The organism is Parvibaculum sp. (genome assembly GCF_040882025.1).
Taxonomy (GTDB): domain Bacteria; phylum Pseudomonadota; class Alphaproteobacteria; order Parvibaculales; family Parvibaculaceae; genus Parvibaculum.
Genome location: NZ_JBBECC010000155.1, coordinates 1 through 16,654 on the forward strand (window position 1 = coordinate 1; position 16,654 = coordinate 16,654).

The 16,654-nt window shown below is 61.4% G+C and carries 14 protein-coding genes and 1 pseudogene; 4 read left to right on the plus strand and 11 right to left on the minus strand.

What is annotated here, in order from left to right:
* Positions 1-246, minus strand: a pseudogene (locus tag WEB61_RS11275) (hypothetical protein); the annotation flags it as partial.
* Positions 247-637: 391 nt separating this feature from the next.
* Here WEB61_RS11275 and WEB61_RS11280 point away from each other — a divergent pair.
* The 3 genes from WEB61_RS11280 (at position 638) to mazG (ending at position 3,681) form a co-directional block, all read left to right on the plus strand.
* Complete coding sequence (locus tag WEB61_RS11280) at positions 638-1,288, plus strand: MBL fold metallo-hydrolase (protein ID WP_368064434.1); 651 nt, start codon at positions 638-640, stop codon at positions 1,286-1,288.
* A gap of 156 nt (positions 1,289-1,444) precedes the next feature.
* The gene (locus WEB61_RS11285) at positions 1,445-2,863 is read left to right on the plus strand and encodes an MFS transporter (RefSeq protein WP_368064435.1); all 1,419 of its coding nucleotides are present in this window, start codon (positions 1,445-1,447) and stop codon (positions 2,861-2,863) included.
* A gap of 11 nt (positions 2,864-2,874) precedes the next feature.
* On the plus strand, positions 2,875-3,681 hold the full coding sequence (gene mazG, locus WEB61_RS11290) for a nucleoside triphosphate pyrophosphohydrolase (RefSeq protein WP_368064436.1): 807 nt from the start codon (positions 2,875-2,877) through the stop codon (positions 3,679-3,681).
* Here the strand turns inward: mazG and WEB61_RS11295 are convergent.
* The 10 genes from WEB61_RS11295 to dusB all read right to left on the minus strand — a co-directional run bounded on the left by WEB61_RS11295 (position 3,678) and on the right by dusB (position 16,198).
* Positions 3,678-4,508 carry an inositol monophosphatase gene (locus tag WEB61_RS11295; RefSeq protein ID WP_368064437.1) on the minus strand — a complete coding sequence of 277 codons (831 nt, stop codon included), beginning with the start codon at positions 4,506-4,508 and terminating at the stop codon, positions 3,678-3,680. The genes mazG and WEB61_RS11295 overlap by 4 nt on opposite strands.
* A gap of 10 nt (positions 4,509-4,518) precedes the next feature.
* Entirely contained in the window at positions 4,519-5,844 is a 1,326-nt protein-coding gene (hflX, locus tag WEB61_RS11300) for a GTPase HflX (protein ID WP_368064445.1), read from the minus strand.
* Positions 5,845-5,948: 104 nt separating this feature from the next.
* Positions 5,949-6,197, minus strand: a complete 249-nt coding sequence (gene hfq, locus WEB61_RS11305; RefSeq protein ID WP_293510532.1) for an RNA chaperone Hfq — start codon at positions 6,195-6,197, stop codon at positions 5,949-5,951.
* A 211-nt stretch (positions 6,198-6,408) separates the two neighbouring features.
* Positions 6,409-7,266, minus strand: a complete 858-nt coding sequence (locus WEB61_RS11310) for a D-amino-acid transaminase (RefSeq protein ID WP_368064438.1) — start codon at positions 7,264-7,266, stop codon at positions 6,409-6,411.
* 11 nt (positions 7,267-7,277) lie between these two features.
* Positions 7,278-8,654 (minus strand): Trk system potassium transporter TrkA, encoded by a 1,377-nt coding sequence (gene trkA, locus WEB61_RS11315; RefSeq protein ID WP_368064439.1) that lies wholly within the window; start codon positions 8,652-8,654, stop codon positions 7,278-7,280.
* Positions 8,655-8,679: 25 nt separating this feature from the next.
* Entirely contained in the window at positions 8,680-10,074 is a 1,395-nt protein-coding gene (locus WEB61_RS11320) for a sigma-54-dependent transcriptional regulator (protein ID WP_368064440.1), read from the minus strand.
* Positions 10,064-12,388 carry an ATP-binding protein gene (locus WEB61_RS11325; protein WP_368064441.1) on the minus strand — a complete coding sequence of 775 codons (2,325 nt, stop codon included), beginning with the start codon at positions 12,386-12,388 and terminating at the stop codon, positions 10,064-10,066. Before WEB61_RS11325 ends, WEB61_RS11320 begins: the two co-directional genes overlap by 11 nt.
* A 204-nt stretch (positions 12,389-12,592) precedes the next feature.
* Positions 12,593-14,035, minus strand: coding sequence for a nitrogen regulation protein NR(I) (gene ntrC / locus WEB61_RS11330; protein WP_368064442.1), 1,443 nt, complete (start codon positions 14,033-14,035; stop codon positions 12,593-12,595).
* Positions 14,036-14,048: 13 nt separating this feature from the next.
* Positions 14,049-15,176 (minus strand): nitrogen regulation protein NR(II), encoded by a 1,128-nt coding sequence (locus WEB61_RS11335; RefSeq protein ID WP_368064446.1) that lies wholly within the window; start codon positions 15,174-15,176, stop codon positions 14,049-14,051.
* Positions 15,176-16,198, minus strand: a complete 1,023-nt coding sequence (gene dusB, locus WEB61_RS11340) for a tRNA dihydrouridine synthase DusB (protein WP_368064443.1) — start codon at positions 16,196-16,198, stop codon at positions 15,176-15,178. Before dusB ends, WEB61_RS11335 begins: the two co-directional genes overlap by 1 nt.
* Before the next feature lie 128 nt (positions 16,199-16,326).
* On the opposite strand from dusB, the gene WEB61_RS11345 reads away from it, so the two are divergent.
* Positions 16,327-16,654 (plus strand): 2-C-methyl-D-erythritol 4-phosphate cytidylyltransferase (locus WEB61_RS11345; protein ID WP_368064444.1); only part of this gene is annotated, 328 nt, incomplete at its 3' end.

Below are 16,654 nucleotides of genomic sequence, written 5' to 3' on the forward strand. Positions count from 1 at the left end.
GGTATCGGACGCGGCATCCTGGCCGGAATCCACGGCGCCCTTGGCCGTGCCGAGCACATCCGGCGCACCGGACGTGGAGCCCGAACCGGAGGCGCCGCCCTTGGCGCCGGCGGATATGCCGCCGGCGGGCGTACCGACTTCAGCGCCGGCACCGACGCCGACACCGATTTCCGCAGCGAGTACAGGCGCCGTCATCAGCGCGAAGCCGGCCGTGCCGGCGAGAAGAATCTTCCTGAACTGGGTCATGGTAGGAACCTTCCGTTTTTTGCTCCCCCAAGCAGCCTGAGGGGTGCATTTGAGAGCATCGGGGGGCGGAGTCAATCAATTCACAGAAATACCTTTTATGTGTTCAGAATATGTGCCGATAAAAGACCGTTACTATCATCGCCAATACCATGACAACGCTACGGATATTGTTCGTTCCGTAAAGAAACTCCGAGAGGTTACGGCTATTTACATGAGGAAGCCCGGGCCGGGCTTGAGATTGATTTGATAGTATTTTTAGTCATAATATATATTATCGGCGAAATGGATATGGCGCGAATGGGGCGAAAACCGGCCCGCCGCGGGTTGGACAAGCCACCGCGCGGCCCCTACCTTGCGGCCAAATGCCATTCACATTCCGAGAGTTCGTCCCATGAGTCTCAAGGCCGCCATTCTTCCCGTGACGCCGTTCCAACAGAACTGCACGCTGATCTGGAACGACGAGAACATGCGCGGCGCCGTCAGCGATCCGGGCGGCGATCTCGAACGCATCAAGGCGGCAGCGGCCGAGGCCGGCGTCACAATCGAGAAAATTCTGCTGACGCATGGGCATCTCGATCACGCCTCGGCGGCCGGCGATCTGGCGCGCGAACTCGGCGTGCCGATCGAGGGCCCGCACAAGGACGATCTCTTTCTGATCGAGGCGCTGCCGCGGCAGGCGGCGCAATACGGCTTTCCACCGGTCGGCGCGTTTCTGCCCGACCGCTGGCTCGAAAACGGCGACACGGTGGAGGTCGCCGGCCTGACCTTCGAGGTGCGCCATTGCCCCGGCCACACGCCCGGCCATGTGATCTTCTTCCACGCGCCGTCGCGGCTCGCCCTTGTCGGCGATGTGCTGTTCCAGGGCTCGATCGGCCGCACCGACCTGCCGCGCGGCAATCATGGCGCGCTGGTGCAATCGATCCGCGAGCGGCTGTGGCCTCTTGGCGACGACGTGACATTCGTGCCCGGCCACGGGCCGCTTTCGACCTTCGGCGCCGAACGGCGGACCAACCCCTTCGTCGCGGACGAGAATTTCGCGTGACGAAATCCGGTCCGCGGCGCGACGAAGACGATGGACAAGGCGCGCGCAATCGGTTTCCTTAGCGCCACTGACAAATAATCAATAAAGAGCTCCCGAGGCGCCGGACGGCGCTCGCGGGGCGCCGGCCAGCCGGATACCGAAACAACGGGGGAACGCGTGAGCAAGAGGCAAGTCACACGTCTGCAGATCGGCGCCTTCGGGCTGCCTTCAATTCCAATTTCAGCGCTCGGCTTGCCGATCGTCGTCTACCTGCCACCATTTTACGGTCACGACATGGGGCTGAGCCTCACCGTGGTCGGCACGGTGTTCATGATGGCGCGCTTCTGGGACGTGTTCACGGATCCCGTGCTCGGCATGGTGTCGGACCGGTTTCCAAGCCGCTGGGGCCGCCGCCGGCACTGGATCGTGATCTCGGCGCCGATGCTCGTCATTTCCGCCTACATGCTGTTCATGCCGAGCCCGCCGGTGACCTGGGTCTATCTCGCGGGCTGGATGTTCTTTCTCTATATCGGCTGGACGCTGATCACCATTTCGCACATGTCGTGGGGCGCGGAACTGTCGGCCGATTACGACGAGCGATCGACCATCCAGGGCGTGCGGGAGTTCCTGCTCATCTTCGGCATGTTCACCGTTCTGGCCCTCCCCGCGATCATCGAGAACGTGTCGGAAGCGGGCGCCGGCGGCCCTGAGAAGGTCGCGGCGATGGGCTGGTTCATCATCATCCTGCTGCCGATTACGATCGGTCTTGCGGTCTGGCTCGCGCCCGAGTTTCCAGGCGCACCGCACCAGCATATCCCGTGGAGACGCGCCTGGGGCATCATCGCGCGGAATCGGCTGTTGCAGCGCGTGCTCGCCGCCGACCTGCTCGTGAACATCGCGCCGGCGATCACGGGATCGCTCTACATCTTCTTCGCCTCCTATGTGATGGACCTGCCGAAATATGCGAGCCTGCTGCTGCTCGTCTATTTCATCGCGGGCTTTGTCGGCATTCCGGGATGGATCCGGCTCAGCCACATGGCGGGCAAGCACAAGACGCTCGCTATCGCCATGGTTTATGGCGCGGTGACGCTGCCGCTCGTCATCTTCTTCCCGCGTGGCGAATTCTGGTGGCTCTTTATCGGCAATTCGCTCTACGGCGTCGCCTATGGCGCGGGTTCCTTCCTGCTGCGCTCGATCATGGCGGATGTGATCGATACGGATTACCTGGAGACGGGTCAGCGCCGCACAGGACTCTATTATTCGCTGCTGAGCATGACGGCGAAAGTGGGCGCGGCACTCGCCGTCGGCATTACCTATCCGCTGCTCGACCTCATCCAGTTCACGCCCGGCGGAACAAACACGGCCGAGACGCTCAATCTCTTCATGGCAATGTATGTCACCCTGCCCGCCATCGTCATGTTCGCGGCGGCGATCGTGATGTGGCGCTTTCCGCTCGACCGCAAGGCGCAGCTCGATCTTCGCCAGCGGATCGAAGCGCGCGACGGCAAGCATGCAAGCCACGATGCGGGCGATGCGGCGGCGGCCGTTGTTCAGGTCGGCTCGGCGGGCGGCATTGCCGACCAGCCGGCGGAATAGCGGAGAACGCAATGCCGGACGACACGGGCAGAATCGAGGCGCTTCTGGAGATCATGGCGCGGCTTCGCGATCGCCAAGGCGGATGTCCGTGGGACCTCGAACAGGATTTCGCCTCCATCGCGCCCTACACAATCGAGGAAGCCTATGAGGTGGCCGAGGCGATCGAACATGGCGACATGGACGAACTCAGGGACGAGCTCGGCGACCTGTTGCTGCAGGTGGTGTTCCACGCGCAGATGGCGAAGGAAGATGGGGCGTTCGAATTTTCCGATGTCGTGCGCGCGATCTGCGAAAAAATGATCCGGCGGCACCCGCATGTGTTCGGCAACGAGATGCAGCGCGAGGCCGGCGCCGTCAAAGGGCGCTGGGAAGAGATCAAGGCCGAGGAACGCGCCGCGAAGGGCATCCGACCCGCAAGCCTCCTCGACGATGTGCCGCTCGCCCTGCCCGCGCTTTCGCGCGCAGTCAAACTCCAGAACCGCGCTGCGCGCGTCGGCTTCGACTGGCCGGAAACGCGGATGGTGATCGAGAAGCTCAACGAGGAGATGCTGGAGCTTTCGGAGGAGATCGCCAAGGGCGGCGATGCCGACCGGCTGGAAGACGAGATGGGCGACCTGCTGTTCGTTTATGCAAACCTTGCCCGGCATCTGAAGATCGATCCGGAAGCGGCGCTCCGGCACGCCAATGCGAAGTTCCGCCGCCGCTTCGGGCGGATCGAGGAAAAGCTCGCGGCGTTTGGCCGGACGCCCGAGCAATCGACGCTCGAGGAAATGGACGCTATGTGGGACGAGGCGAAGCGCGAGGAACGCGGCGACTAAAGGTGCGCCCGCAATGCGCGAATACTTTCGGCGGTGCGCTGCCAGCTTTCCTCGTCGCGAGCGATGAGGTGCGGTCCCTTCAATATGCGGGGCGTGTAGTCGAGGCCGGTTTCGATGTCGCGAACGACACCGCCCGCTTCGCACAGGATCAACGTTCCCGGCGCGTGGTCCCAGGGCAGCATGCGATAATAGGTGACGAAATCGTGGCGGCCGCGTGCGACGGATGTGTAGTCGACGGCCGAGCAGAGAGTGGACTCCTTGCGGCCGATGCCGCTCGCATGCCGTTCGATCGGCCCTTTCCAATCGTCCGGCATGAAGCGGACATAGAAGCTTGCCGACTGGTCGGTGATCGCGGGCGCCGCGCGACCCGAGAGAAGACGCGTTGCCATGCCTTCGGACGTCCAGAAAGCGCCGGCGCCGCGTTCGGCGATTGCGATTTCGTCCGTCACCGGAAGATAGATCCAGGCATGGGTCGTCATGCCCTTTTCGACCAGGGCGATCATGACGCCGAAGGTTTCGCGGCCGGCGACAAAATTGCCGGTGCCGTCAACCGGATCGACCGTCCAGAGCGCCTTGTCGTCCGAGAGGCGTTCAAGCAACGCTGGATCGGCGGCGGCGGCTTCCTCACCCAGCACATGCGATCCCGCGACAAGCGCTTCAAGCCGCGGCGTCAGCCAAATTTCCGAGGCGCGGTCGGCGATCGTCACCAGATCGCCCTTCGATTTCTCCTCGACATCGCCTTCCGCCAGCGCGCGGAAACGCGGCATGATTTCGCGCGCGGCAACCTCCCGCATCAGCGCGGCAACATTTTCCGTGAGTGTTGGCATTTTTAATCCGTTACTCGGCCGCCTCGATTTCGGCGATCGCGGCTTTGCCGAGACGGCGCGCCAGCTCGGGAAAGCGTTTCTCGAAACGCCCGGTCACCATCGGCGTCATGCCGATTTCGAGATGGACGCTACCGTCGTCCCGGTCCTCGCGCTTGCGGACATGGGCGTTGGCGTGGAGCCAGGCCATCGCCTCGCCCTCGCCCGCCGGCATGTCGAAGGTCACGCGGCGTTCGTCGTCGACGATCAGGCTGTCGATCAGCTGCAGGAGTTCGCCGACGCCCTGCCCCGTCAGCGCCGAGACGGCGACCGAAAGCGGTTCGCGCGAGGCGGTGTTGAGCGCGGCCGCGCCCTCCTCGTCAAGCAGGTCGATCTTGTTCAACACGTCGACGATATGCTGGCCGCCGGCCTCGGCCGTTTCCTTGGTCACGCCGAGCGAGGCGAGGACCTTCTCGACGTCCTTTTTCTGGAGTGCGGTTTCCTCATGCGCCGCGTCGCGGACGTGGAGGATCACTTCGGCTTCCAGCACCTCTTCGAGCGTGGCGCGGAAGGCGGCAACCAGATGTGTCGGCAGGTCGGAGATAAAGCCGACCGTATCGGACAGGATGATCTTGCGGCCACTCGGCAGAAGCAGCGCCCGCATGGTCGGATCGAGGGTCGCGAAAAGAAGATTCTCGGCGAAGACGCCGGCTTCGGTCAGCCGATTGAAGAGCGTCGACTTGCCGGCATTGGTGTAGCCGACAAGGGCGACGACCGGATAGGGCGCTTCGCGGCGCGTCTTGCGATGGAGTTCGCGGGTACGCTTCACCGTTTCGAGCTGGCGCTCCAGCTTGGCGATTCGTTCCTGGATCAGGCGGCGGTCGGCTTCGATCTGGGTTTCGCCGGGGCCGCCGAGAAAGCCGAAGCCGCCGCGCTGGCGCTCGAGATGGGTCCAACTGCGCACGAGACGCGTTTTCTGATAGTTGAGATGCGCCAATTCGACCTGGAGCGTGCCTTCCCGGGTGCCGGCGCGCTCGCCGAAGATTTCGAGAATGAGGCCGGTGCGATCGAGCACCTTCAGGTTCCACGCTTTTTCGAGATTGCGCTGCTGGCCAGGCCCGAGCGGCCCGTCGACGACGACCAGTTCGATGCGAAGCTCGGCAAACTGGCCTTTCAGTTCCTCGACCTTGCCCTCGCCGAAGAGTGTGGCGGGTCTCGGATTGGCGAGCGGCACGACTGCGCTGCCGACAACGTCAAGCGCGATGGCGGCAGCGAGACCGACCGCTTCATCGAGACGCGATTCAGGAGAGCGTACGCCCTTCCCCTCGCCTTTCGGGCGAGACTTCAACCAGGGGACCAGTACAAAGGCCCGCGTCGGTTCCTTCGGCTTGTTGCCGGAACCGCGTTCGACGCGCTTGCGTCCGCTATGACCGATCTCGGTTTCGTCGTTCAATCTTGCTCTCTTCAGGCCTCCTCGCCGTTCGTTTCGGGCTCGAATAGCTGAACGGGCTGGGCCGGCATGATGGTGGATATCGCGTGCTTATACACGAGCTGCGAATGGCCGTCCCGACGAAGCAACACACAAAAGTTGTCGAACCAGGTAACCACACCCTGAAGCTTGACGCCGTTGACCAGAAAGATGGTGAGGGTCGTCTTGTTCTTGCGAACGTGGTTCAGGAAAGTGTCCTGGAGGTTATGGGTCTTCTCGTTCATGGGTAAACCCCATTTGTCAGTCTGATGGGGCCGGACCTTCGCCGCGCGGACCGGCTTTTTGTTGGCACCCGGCCAGAGGATGGCGCGGAGCTGCGGCTCTCACGCATACAGTCGGGCGTTTTCAATTATGCTGCAAGTGCGAAATTAGCCTTCGCATCTGCAATCAATACGATTTTGGCCCGATTTCCGCCGATTTGGGCGGTTGCGGGGCTCAAGTCAGGCGCCCGACACGCCCATAGGCTTCGCGCAAGCGAAGCGTCAGCAATCCGGGCTCCGCGTTTCCCACGGGCGCGCCGTCGATCCGGACCACCGGAATGATAATCGCCGAAGAGGCGCTTATGAAGGCTTCGCGGGCCGATCTTGCCTCATCGGGTGTGAAAGCCCGCTCGACGACTTCGATGCCTTCGACTTTAGCTGCCTCAAGCAGGACGCGCCGGGTGATGCCGTTCAGAATGTCGTGGCTCGCCGGCCGTGTGACCAGACGGCCAGCTTTATCCACGATCCAGGCGTTGGTCGACGAGCCCTCGGTAACGAAGCCTTCGGGGTCGACCAGCCAAGCCTCATAGGCCCCTGCCTCACGAGCGGCCTGCTTGGCCAGAATATTGGGCAGCAGGGAGATCGACTTGATGTCGCGCCGGGCCCAGCGGATGTCGGGCATAGTCGTCACAGCGACCCCCTTTTTCACCGCTGCGGCAATGCGCGCCTCGTTGAGACGTTTGGCGGTGACGACCAGCGCGGGCGAAACCTGCGAGGCGGGAAAGGGATGATCGCGGGGGGCGACGCCGCGCGTGACCTGGAGGTAGACAAGGCCATCCGAGATGCGATTGAGCCGCACGACCTCGCGCAAAATATGGCGTAGCGCGGCGAGAGGCCGCGGCATGGCGATACGCAACTCGTTCAGCGAGCGCTCCAGCCGCTCCAGATGCAGCGCCTCGTCCATGAAGAAGCCACCCCGAAGACCGCAGACTTCATAGACGCCGTCGGAGAACTGATAGCCGCGATCCTCGATATGGACCGCCGCCTCGGCATGACGCAGGTAACGGCCGTTGACATAAGCGATGCGGGACAAGCGCGTGACCTTCAGAAGAATTCGAGGCTGACGCGGAACATCTGCTCAACCTTTTTTACCTGATCGGAGCGGGCAAAAAGGACGACGCGGTCGCCCGCTTCAATTTCGGTGCCGCCACGTGGAATGATGACCTCACCATCGCGGATAACCGCACCGACCAGGATGCCGTCAGGCAAATTGACCTCTCGCAAGGGTTTGCCGACCAAGGGCGAGGTTTCCAGCGCTTCCGCTTCGATGATCTCCGCCGCGCCGTCATGCACCGACTGAAGACCGCGGATGCGGCCGCGACGCACATGCTGCAGAACCGTCGAAACGGTCGTGCCGCGCGGATCAATGAAGGCATCGATACCGAGCGAGCGCATCAGCGGCGCATAGGTATTGTTGTTGATAAGAGCCATGGTGCGCGAACAGCCTTCGCGCTTGGCAACCACGCAGGAGAGGATGTTGGCCTGGTCGCTGTTGGTCAATGTCACCAGGATTTCAGTTTCGCCGACACCCGCTTCCTGCAGCAGCTCGGGATCAAGGCCGTCACCATGAAGGACGATGGTACGCTTTAACCTGTCGGCAACATGGATGGCTCGTTCGCGTTCCTTTTCGATCACCTTGACGCGAACGCCCGGGTGGTTTTCCTCAAGCTCGCGCGCAACATAGAGACCGATATTTCCAGCGCCGACAATGATAACGCGGCGGGCGGTCTTTTCCTCGTGGCCGAAAATACCAAGCGTGCGGCGTACGTCGCGTACATCGGCAGCGAAATAAGCCTCATCGCCAACCAGCATCTGATCGTCGCTTTGCGGCACGAACAGTTCGCCGCCGCGCACGATCCCGACGACGCGGGAACGCAGGTCCGGAAAGAGATCGGTAAGCTGGCGCAGCGGCGTGTTGACGATAGGGCAATCTTCCTCCAGCGACACACCGACAACACTGACCTTGCCGTCGGCAAAATTCAGGATATCGAGTGCACCCGGAATGGCTAGGCGTCGCAGCACGGCTTTGCCGACCTCGAGTTCGGGCGAAATGATGACGTCGATCGGCAGGTGATCCTGCGAAAACAGATCCTGGAAGCCTGGCTGCAGATAAGACTGAGCGCGGACACGAGCGATCTTGGTAGGCAGCTGAAATACCGAATGAGCAACCTGGCAGGCGATCATGTTGACTTCATCATGAAACGTGACGGCAATCAGCATGTCGGCAGAGGATGCGCCCGCGCGTTCCAGAACGTCGGGATGCGCGCCGTGGCCGACAATCGCGCGAACGTCAAGTGCATCCGATATCTGGTGGACGAGTTGAGGCGATTGATCGATGACCGTCACGTCATTCTGTTCGGCCGCGAGTTGACGCGCAATGCCGAAGCCGACCTGACCTGCGCCGCAAATAATGACTTTCATGGCCTTGCCTCGGTTTGCGGGAGCATCATGCCGGTATGTCGAGCCTGTTGGCGGCCGCGACACCGAGAGATTTCAGCTTGCGGTGCAACGCCGAACGCTCCATGCCAATGAAAGCGGCAGTGCGTGAAATGTTGCCACCGAAGCGGCTGATCTGTGCCATCAGATATTCACGCTCGAAGGTCTCCCGCGCCTCACGCAAGGGCAACGCCATGATGTGCTCGCCGCCGGCGCCATTGACCGTCATTTGCGCCGAGGCGCCGACCTCGGCCGGCAGCATGTCGGCCGTAACGACCGCGTTCGGGTCTCCGGAAGTCAGGATCAGCAGACGTTCGATGTTGTTGCGAAGCTGGCGGACGTTACCCGGCCAGTCGTGTGCCTGAAGTGCGGCCAGAGCGTCCTCCGAAACACGACGCGGCGGAAGTCCGGTGGCGTTCGAAATCTGACCCATGAAGTATTCGACCAGCAACGGAATATCCTCACGCCGGGCGGACAAAGGTGGCACGGCAATCGGCACGACATTCAGACGATGATAAAGATCCTCACGCAGCCGGCCCTTGGCGATTTCGTCCAACAGATCGCGGCTCGACGAGGAAACGACGCGCACATCGACCTTGACCTTTGGTCCGCCGCCGACGCGCTCGAAGGTCTGATCAACCAGCACACGCAGAATCTTGCTTTGTGTTTCAATCGGCATTTCCGCGACTTCGTCGAGAAACAACGTGCCGCCATGCGCTTGCTCGAAGACGCCCACCTTGCGCGGTCCAGCAGCGCTCTCCTCAGTGCCGAACAGCTCCACCTCCATACGCTCCGGTGCCATGTTGGCCGCATTGATGGCGACGAAGGCGTTGACGGCGCGCCTGGAACGCGCGTGAAGGAGGCGCGCAACAACCTCCTTGCCACAGCCGGACGGGCCGGTGATCAATACGCGGCTACCGGTGGGCGCGACCTTGTCGATGGTCTGACGCACCTGCGCCATCGCCGGGGAAAAACCGATCAGTGTTGTGTCGTCGCCCGCACGAGCACGCAATTCGCTGTTCTCGCGGCGCAGACGGAAAGCCTCAAGCGCGCGGCGGATGATCAAGATCAGCCGGTCGGCCTTGAAGGGCTTTTCGATGAAATCGTAGGCACCCTTCTTGATCGCCGACACCGCCGTTTCGATGTTGCCATGTCCGCTGATGATGACAACCGGCAAATCCGGATGGCGCTCTCGAACGATGTCGAGGAGTTCAAGCCCGTCAAGCTTGCTGCCCTGCAGCCAGATATCGAGGATAACGAGGCCTGGACGGCGCGCCTCAATGGCGGCCAACGCACGATCGCTGTCCGCGGCGCTGCGGGTATCGTAGCCTTCGTCGTTCAGAATACCCGCGACAAGTTCGCGGATGTCGCCTTCGTCGTCGACAATCAGAATATCAGACGCCATTCGCAGCCTCTTTCACTTCGTCCTTTCTGGCGGTGCGATTGTCCGCGCCGCCGGTCTCGTCCAACGTCCCTCCAAGACGACGCGGGAACACCAACCGCACGCGAGCGCCGGTTTCCCATCCTTCGCTTTGTGGAGCGTCTTCGAGAATCAATTCACCGCCATGTTCTTCCATCACCTTGTTGACAATCGCGAGACCAAGGCCAGTGCCCTTGGCGCGCGTCGTCATATAAGGTTCGGTGAGACGCATTCGATCGGTTTCGGGAAGGCCACAGCCTGAGTCGGTTACCACAATCTCAACCTTGTCGTCGCCGACTGCCAATGCAATCTGGATATGACCGATCTGCGTATCGCCCACAGGCGCGGCTGGAGAGCTGCCTTCGTCCTCTCCATCACTGCCACGGATCGCCTCTGCCGCATTTTTCAGAATATTGGTCAACGCCTGGCTGACCAAGCGTCCATCACACTCGAGAACAACAGGGTCGTGCGGCAGATCGAGCCGATACTCGATATCCGGATGCCCGACACGCTGAAGGAAAACGGCCTGGCGCAGAACTTCGTTGATCTCAAGCGGCTTCATTGCCGCAACGGGCATGCGAGCAAAAGACGAGAATTCGTCGACCATTCGGCCGATATCGGCAACCTGACGGATGATTGTTGCCGTGCACTGTTCGAAGACCTCCGGATCAGACTTTATTTCCTTACCGTATTTGCGGCGCAAACGCTCGGCCGACAGCTGGATCGGGGTTAGCGGATTCTTGATTTCATGCGCGATGCGGCGGGCTACGTCGGCCCAGGCAGACGTGCGCTGAGCGCGCACGAGCTCGGTGATATCGTCGAACGTCAAGACGAAGCCACCCTGCCCCGAATCCGTTACCTCGCGCGTGATGCGCAGATTGAGCGTGCGGTCCTGACCTTCGCGGGGAATCGTGATCTGCGCCTGTGCCCTGCGTTCGGGGTGCGCTCGGGCATCGGCGACGACGGCTGCCATCTCCGGCGCCGATATAGCGATATCGCGCCCGACCATGCTGGTCTCCGCCCGGCCGAAAAAGCGCGAGGCCGCTCTGTTTGCATGAGTGATGTGGCCTTCATTATCGAGGCCCAGCACACCGGCGCTGACGCCGGACAGCACCGCCTCGGTGAACTGACGACGCTCATCAAGTTGATGGTTCGCCGCAACCAGGTCGTTGCGCTGACTTTCAAGCTGACCGGTCATCCGATTGAACGCGCTGGTCAACATATCAAGTTCATCGCCGGTTTCACCGACATTCACGCGAGCGCGCAGGTCGCCCGCGCTGACACGCTCGGCGGCACGCACAAGCTCGGAAATCGGATCGACGATGCGGTTCGCCGCCCAAAGCCCAAGCCAGATCGCCGCCAGCAGCATGATCAGCGCGAATATCACATAGATCAGAGCAAAGGTGACTTGAAACTGTATACGGCGGCTCTCAAGACTTTCATATTCGTCGACCGCCGCCCGTGTTTCAGCCAGGTGGTCGAGTACCCGCGCATCAACCAGACGTGCGACGTAGAGGTAAGTATCCTCAAGCGCCGGGATCGTCACCAGTGCCCTGACCTGACTGTATTCCTCGATCGTGAAAAGCGCCGCATCGCCCTTTTTTGCCGCTTCGAACAGTTCCGCCGACGGCATTCCGAGCTCAACGCTCCCTCTCGCCTTCGTCAAAATACGGCCATCGGAATTGATCAGATAGGCGCCGTTGAGCGCGCGCAGATGCATCTGGTCCGACACCAGCTGGAAAAAAAGACCGGGATTCGTGGTCATCAGCGACGAACTGCGATTGATGTCGTTAGCCATGGCGAGCGAGTCGCCGCGCAGCACGTGGTGGTGCTCGTTGAGATAGGCCTCGGCTACCGTTTCCGCATTGGAAATGATGAGCTGAACGCGTTCGCTGAACCAGGTATCGAGACCGCGGTTCAGCGTCATCGCCGCAAAGGCGGCCACAATAATGGCCGGCATCACAGCAACGATGGCAAACATGGTCACGAGACGGGCGTGAAGCTTGGCGCCTGTCGTACCGCTGACGCGCGCCATTATCAGACGGATGACGCGCCACGAAATCAGTCCGAAGAGCACGAGAACAATCGTGAGATTGCCCAGCAACAGCACAATCAGAGTGATGCGTGTCGGTGCAAAGGGAGTCAGCCCCGTTAACAGCATGTAGGTGAACGAGCCGAGCAAGACCGCCGCGACGACCAGTCCCACGGATACACCGGCCGAAAAGCCTCGACGGCCTATCAGCTGCCAAAATCGGCCTTCCCAGCTTGCCGATTTATCGATCCGGTCCGTCGTCGCCATGTTGCTTCCCGCGCGGGGTTCAACGCGGGGCCATTTGGCCCCCACGCGGCACCGACCCAGCGGCGGGTTTGCGTCCCGCTGCGTCGAGTCATGTGCCTATTCCGCCACGCTCCCTTGCGGCAGGGCGACATTCTGTATCGGGAAGAGGTACCATTCAACAACAATGTTGCCGGATTACATCACTGTTATATGGCCAAGTAGCCGCTATTTCAGTCCGCGTATGACCTGAATATCAAGTTCACGGATTTTTTTCCGGAGCGTATTGCGATTGATGCCCAGGAGATGAGCCGCCTTGATCTGATTGCCACGCGTAACCGCGAGGCTCATGCCCAGAAGCGGCCGCTCCACTTCCTGCAACAGCCGGTCATAGAGGCCCGGCGGCGGCAGAGCATCGCCATGTGCTGCAAAGATACGGCTAAGTGTCCGCTCAACCGCCACCCCTAGCGGCTCATCGATCGCGGGTTGCTCGACAGATCGCCCAAAATCAGGCTCTGCGAGCTCGGTTTCAAGGATCGACGCCCCGATAATTTCTTCGGTGTAGAGAGCGGCAAGACGACGAACAAGATTTTCCAGTTCGCGAACATTGCCTGGCCAGCGATAGCGCTTCAGCAGCTCCATACCGTCGGCATCGATCGTCTTTGGGGGAAGTCCCTCGTCCTCGGCCTGACCCAGGAAGTGACGAATGAGATCCGGAATATCTTCCGAGCGTTCGCGCAACGGCGGAAGACGGATCGGTACTACGTTCAGCCGGAAGAACAAATCTTCACGAAACAAGCCTTGGTTAATGAGCTGACGCAAGTCGCGATTGGTAGCCGCGACAATGCGGACATCGGTCTTTATCGGCGTGCGGCCGCCCACGGTGGTGTATTCGCCCTGCTGCAAAACACGAAGAAGCCGAGTTTGTGCTTCCATCGGCATATCGCCGATTTCATCCAGAAAAAGCGTGCCGCCTTCAGCCTGCTCGAAGCGACCGGTGGCGCGTTGGCTGGCACCTGTAAATGCGCCCTTCTCATGACCGAAGAGTTCACTCTCGATCAGTTCACGCGGGATGGCGGCCATGTTGACGGCAACAAAGGGGCCATTGCGGCGGCGGCCGTAGTCGTGCAGCGCACGGGCGACCAGTTCTTTACCGGTACCGCTCTCGCCCGAGATCATCACGGTGAGGTCGGTCTGCATAAGACGCGCCAGCACGCGGTAGATATCCTGCATCGCCGGTGAGCGCCCAATCAGCGGAATCTTCTCGTCATCCTCCGGCTGCTGGCGCGCGACGGCCGGCTCGCGCGGCGCGGTCAAGGCGCGATCGACAACACGGATCAATTCATTGAGGTCGAAAGGTTTGGGAAGGTATTCGTAGGCGCCGCGTTCTGCTGCCGTGATCGCCGTCTTCAAGGTGTTTTGCGCGCTCATCACCACGATCGGAAGTTCCGGCCGGACGCGTTTGATACGCGGGATCAGGTCGAAGGCGTTTTCGTCGGGCATCACCACATCGGTGATGATGAGGTCGCCTTCGCCCTGGCTGACCCAACGCCAGAGCGTCGCCGCGTTGCCCGTGGAGCGGACGTCGTAGCCGACCCTGCCAAGCGCCTGGTTGAGCACAGTGCGGATCGCCGCATCGTCGTCCGCAAGGAGAATGGTTCCGCTTGGCATCTATATTCTCCTGTCAGTACGACCGTTCGCCGTCGGCCACGGTCGTACCGGTATGCATGGGCAACAAGACACGGAAAACCGTGCCGCGAGGCAGGCTCTCACATTCAATAATCCCGCCATGATCGCCGATGATCTTGGCGACGAGGGCAAGACCGAGCCCCGTGCCTGAAGATTTAGTGGTCACGAATGGATCGAAGAGATGTTCCATGATGTCGAGCGATACACCGGGGCCGTCGTCGATCACGCAGATCTCGAGCGGCAGGCTGACACGATCGCGGCTACCCGGCATCGAGAGGCGGACGCCGGGCCGATAAGCCGTCGTCAGGACGATCTCGCCTTCAGGTCTTCCGATCGCCTCGGCGGCATTCTTGACCAGATTGAGAAATACCTGGATCAATTGATCCTTGTCGCCCAGTACCGGTGGCAACGAGGGATCGTATTCTTCCGCAATACGAATACCCCTGGCGAAGCCGGTTGCCGCGAGTTGCTTCACATGCCCCAGCACCAGATGGATGTTGACCGGTTCGCGTGGTACCGGACGCTCGTCGGAGAAAACCTCCATACGATCGACCAGCTTGCAGATGCGATCGGTCTCTTCGCAAATCAGGCGGGTCAACGTCTTGTCTTCGGTTGAAGCCGCAAGTTCCAGCAACTGCGCGGCACCTCGGATGCCGGAAAGCGGGTTCTTGATTTCATGAGCAAGAATCCCCGCCATACCCGTGACTGAGCGGGCGGCACCGCGATGTGTCAACTGGCGGTCCATCTTGTGTGCCATGGTCCGAACTTGCAGGAGCAGCAGCACATGACCCGGATACTCTGCGAGTGGTGTCACCTGAATATCGACCTGGCGGTCGCCCATGCGCGGCGTGCCGATCTCGACGCCGTACTCGTTGACCGAAACACCGCGCTCGAAAACCTGTTCGATCAGCGATAGAACAGGGCTGCCGAAGGCAACAATATCGCTCAGCGGGTGCCCGACCAGCATGGCAGAGCTGGCTGCGAAGAATTCCTCGGTGCTGTCATTGACGTACTCAATACAGCTCTCGCGATCGACAAGGATCACAGGGTGCGGAATCGACTTGAGAATGACCGTTGCTTCGGGCGGTGCACCGGCAGAAAAAGATTGTGCGGCCTGAGACATCATGCAGCCTCCCTCGAAGCCGAAACGGATTCACAACGGGCGGCTTCTTCGTAAAACGCGTCGAGTGACCGCCGCACATCGGTGGGATCGTTCATGCGCACGATGGCACCTCTGACGGCCAGCGCTTCTTCTGTGAACCGGCGCGACGCTTCCTGGAGGTACCAGACGAGATGTTTGCGGGCGACGCGCAGGCCCAACGTCTCACCATAGTGGTCAAGCATGTCGCGATAGTGGCCCGTCACGATGATGCGCTGTTCATCCCATGATGGCGCCGGAAGCTTGTTCCCTGTTTTCAGGTAGTGAGCGACCTGCGCGGGAAACCAGGGCCGGCCCTGTGCGCCGCGGCCAATCATTACGCCGTCTGCGCCTGAAGCATTGAGGACCGCGCGAGCGTCTTCCTCACTCGTTATGTCGCCGTTGGCAACGACCGGTATCGACACGGATTTTTTGACTTCGGCGATGAAGTCCCAATCTGCCCTGCCCTTGTAAAACTGGCAGCGGGTACGGCCATGTACCGTCACCATGTGGATGCCGGCGGCCTCGGCACGTCGCGCAAGCTCCGGCGCATTGCGCGTGGCGTCGTCCCAGCCTGTACGCATTTTCAGCGTCACCGGCACCGCGACAGCACCAACGACCGCCTCGATCAGGCTCTCGGCGTGGTCGAGGTCGCGCATCAAGGCCGAACCCGACAGGCCGGTTGTCACCTGCTTGGCCGGGCATCCCATGTTGATATCGACAATGTCGGCGCCGGCCGCCACGGCCAACCTGGCGCCTTCAGCCATCCAGCGCGCTTCGCGGCCTGCCAGCTGGATCACCAGAGGCTCGATTTCGCTGGCGCCTGCTGCCCGGCGCACGACATCCGGCCGCTCACGAACCAGTGCGTCACTGGCGACCATTTCCGAAACAACCAGACCCGCACCCAGCCTGTGCGCCACCCGGCGAAACGGCAAATCGGTAATGCCGGCCATGGGGGCCAGCAAGACCGGGCTCGCCAAGACATGTCTGCCGATGGATATGGTCAAACTTTAGGCACCCAAAGAGATTGCACAAATTTTGTCCAATTTAACTCTCGCCCTTAGTTTCGGCAAGGCAAATCGGCAGTCAGCAAATCCGCTTGCGAAAGGCCCTTCAGGGTGCGAAACGAGCTGACATGGACGTTGTCGCTCTCATAGTGGCGGCCGGGCGCGGCAGCCGCGCCGGACGGGGCGCGCCGAAGCAATACCGCCAACTTGGCGGCGAACCGGTATTGCGCCGGACCCTGGCTGCTTTCACCACGCATCCCGATATCGACGGCATCCTGACCGTGATCCATCCGGACGACAGCGCCGACTACGAGGCGGCTGCAGCCGGGTTGCCGAAGCTGCTGCCATCCTGCACTGGCGGCGACACACGGCAGGCTTCGGTACGGGCCGGGCTTGAGGCACTGGTTGACCGAAAACCGGCCAAGGTCCTGATCCATGACGGGGCACGACCCTTTG

What these genes read in the sequence shown, in the direction of transcription:
- WEB61_RS11280 (WP_368064434.1), top strand. Translation starts at nt 638, where the DNA reads ATGAGTCTCAAGGCCGCCATTCTTCCCGTGACGCCGTTCCAACAGAAC.
- mazG (WP_368064436.1), top strand. Translation starts at nt 2,875, where the DNA reads ATGCCGGACGACACGGGCAGAATCGAGGCGCTTCTGGAGATCATGGCG.
- WEB61_RS11295 (WP_368064437.1), bottom strand. Translation starts at nt 4,508, where the DNA reads ATGCCAACACTCACGGAAAATGTTGCCGCGCTGATGCGGGAGGTTGCC.
- hfq (WP_293510532.1), bottom strand. Translation starts at nt 6,197, where the DNA reads ATGAACGAGAAGACCCATAACCTCCAGGACACTTTCCTGAACCACGTT.
- trkA (WP_368064439.1), bottom strand. Translation starts at nt 8,654, where the DNA reads ATGAAAGTCATTATTTGCGGCGCAGGTCAGGTCGGCTTCGGCATTGCG.
- WEB61_RS11320 (WP_368064440.1), bottom strand. Translation starts at nt 10,074, where the DNA reads ATGGCGTCTGATATTCTGATTGTCGACGACGAAGGCGACATCCGCGAA.
- WEB61_RS11325 (WP_368064441.1), bottom strand. Translation starts at nt 12,388, where the DNA reads ATGGCGACGACGGACCGGATCGATAAATCGGCAAGCTGGGAAGGCCGA.
- ntrC (WP_368064442.1), bottom strand. Translation starts at nt 14,035, where the DNA reads ATGCCAAGCGGAACCATTCTCCTTGCGGACGACGATGCGGCGATCCGC.
- WEB61_RS11335 (WP_368064446.1), bottom strand. Translation starts at nt 15,176, where the DNA reads ATGTCTCAGGCCGCACAATCTTTTTCTGCCGGTGCACCGCCCGAAGCA.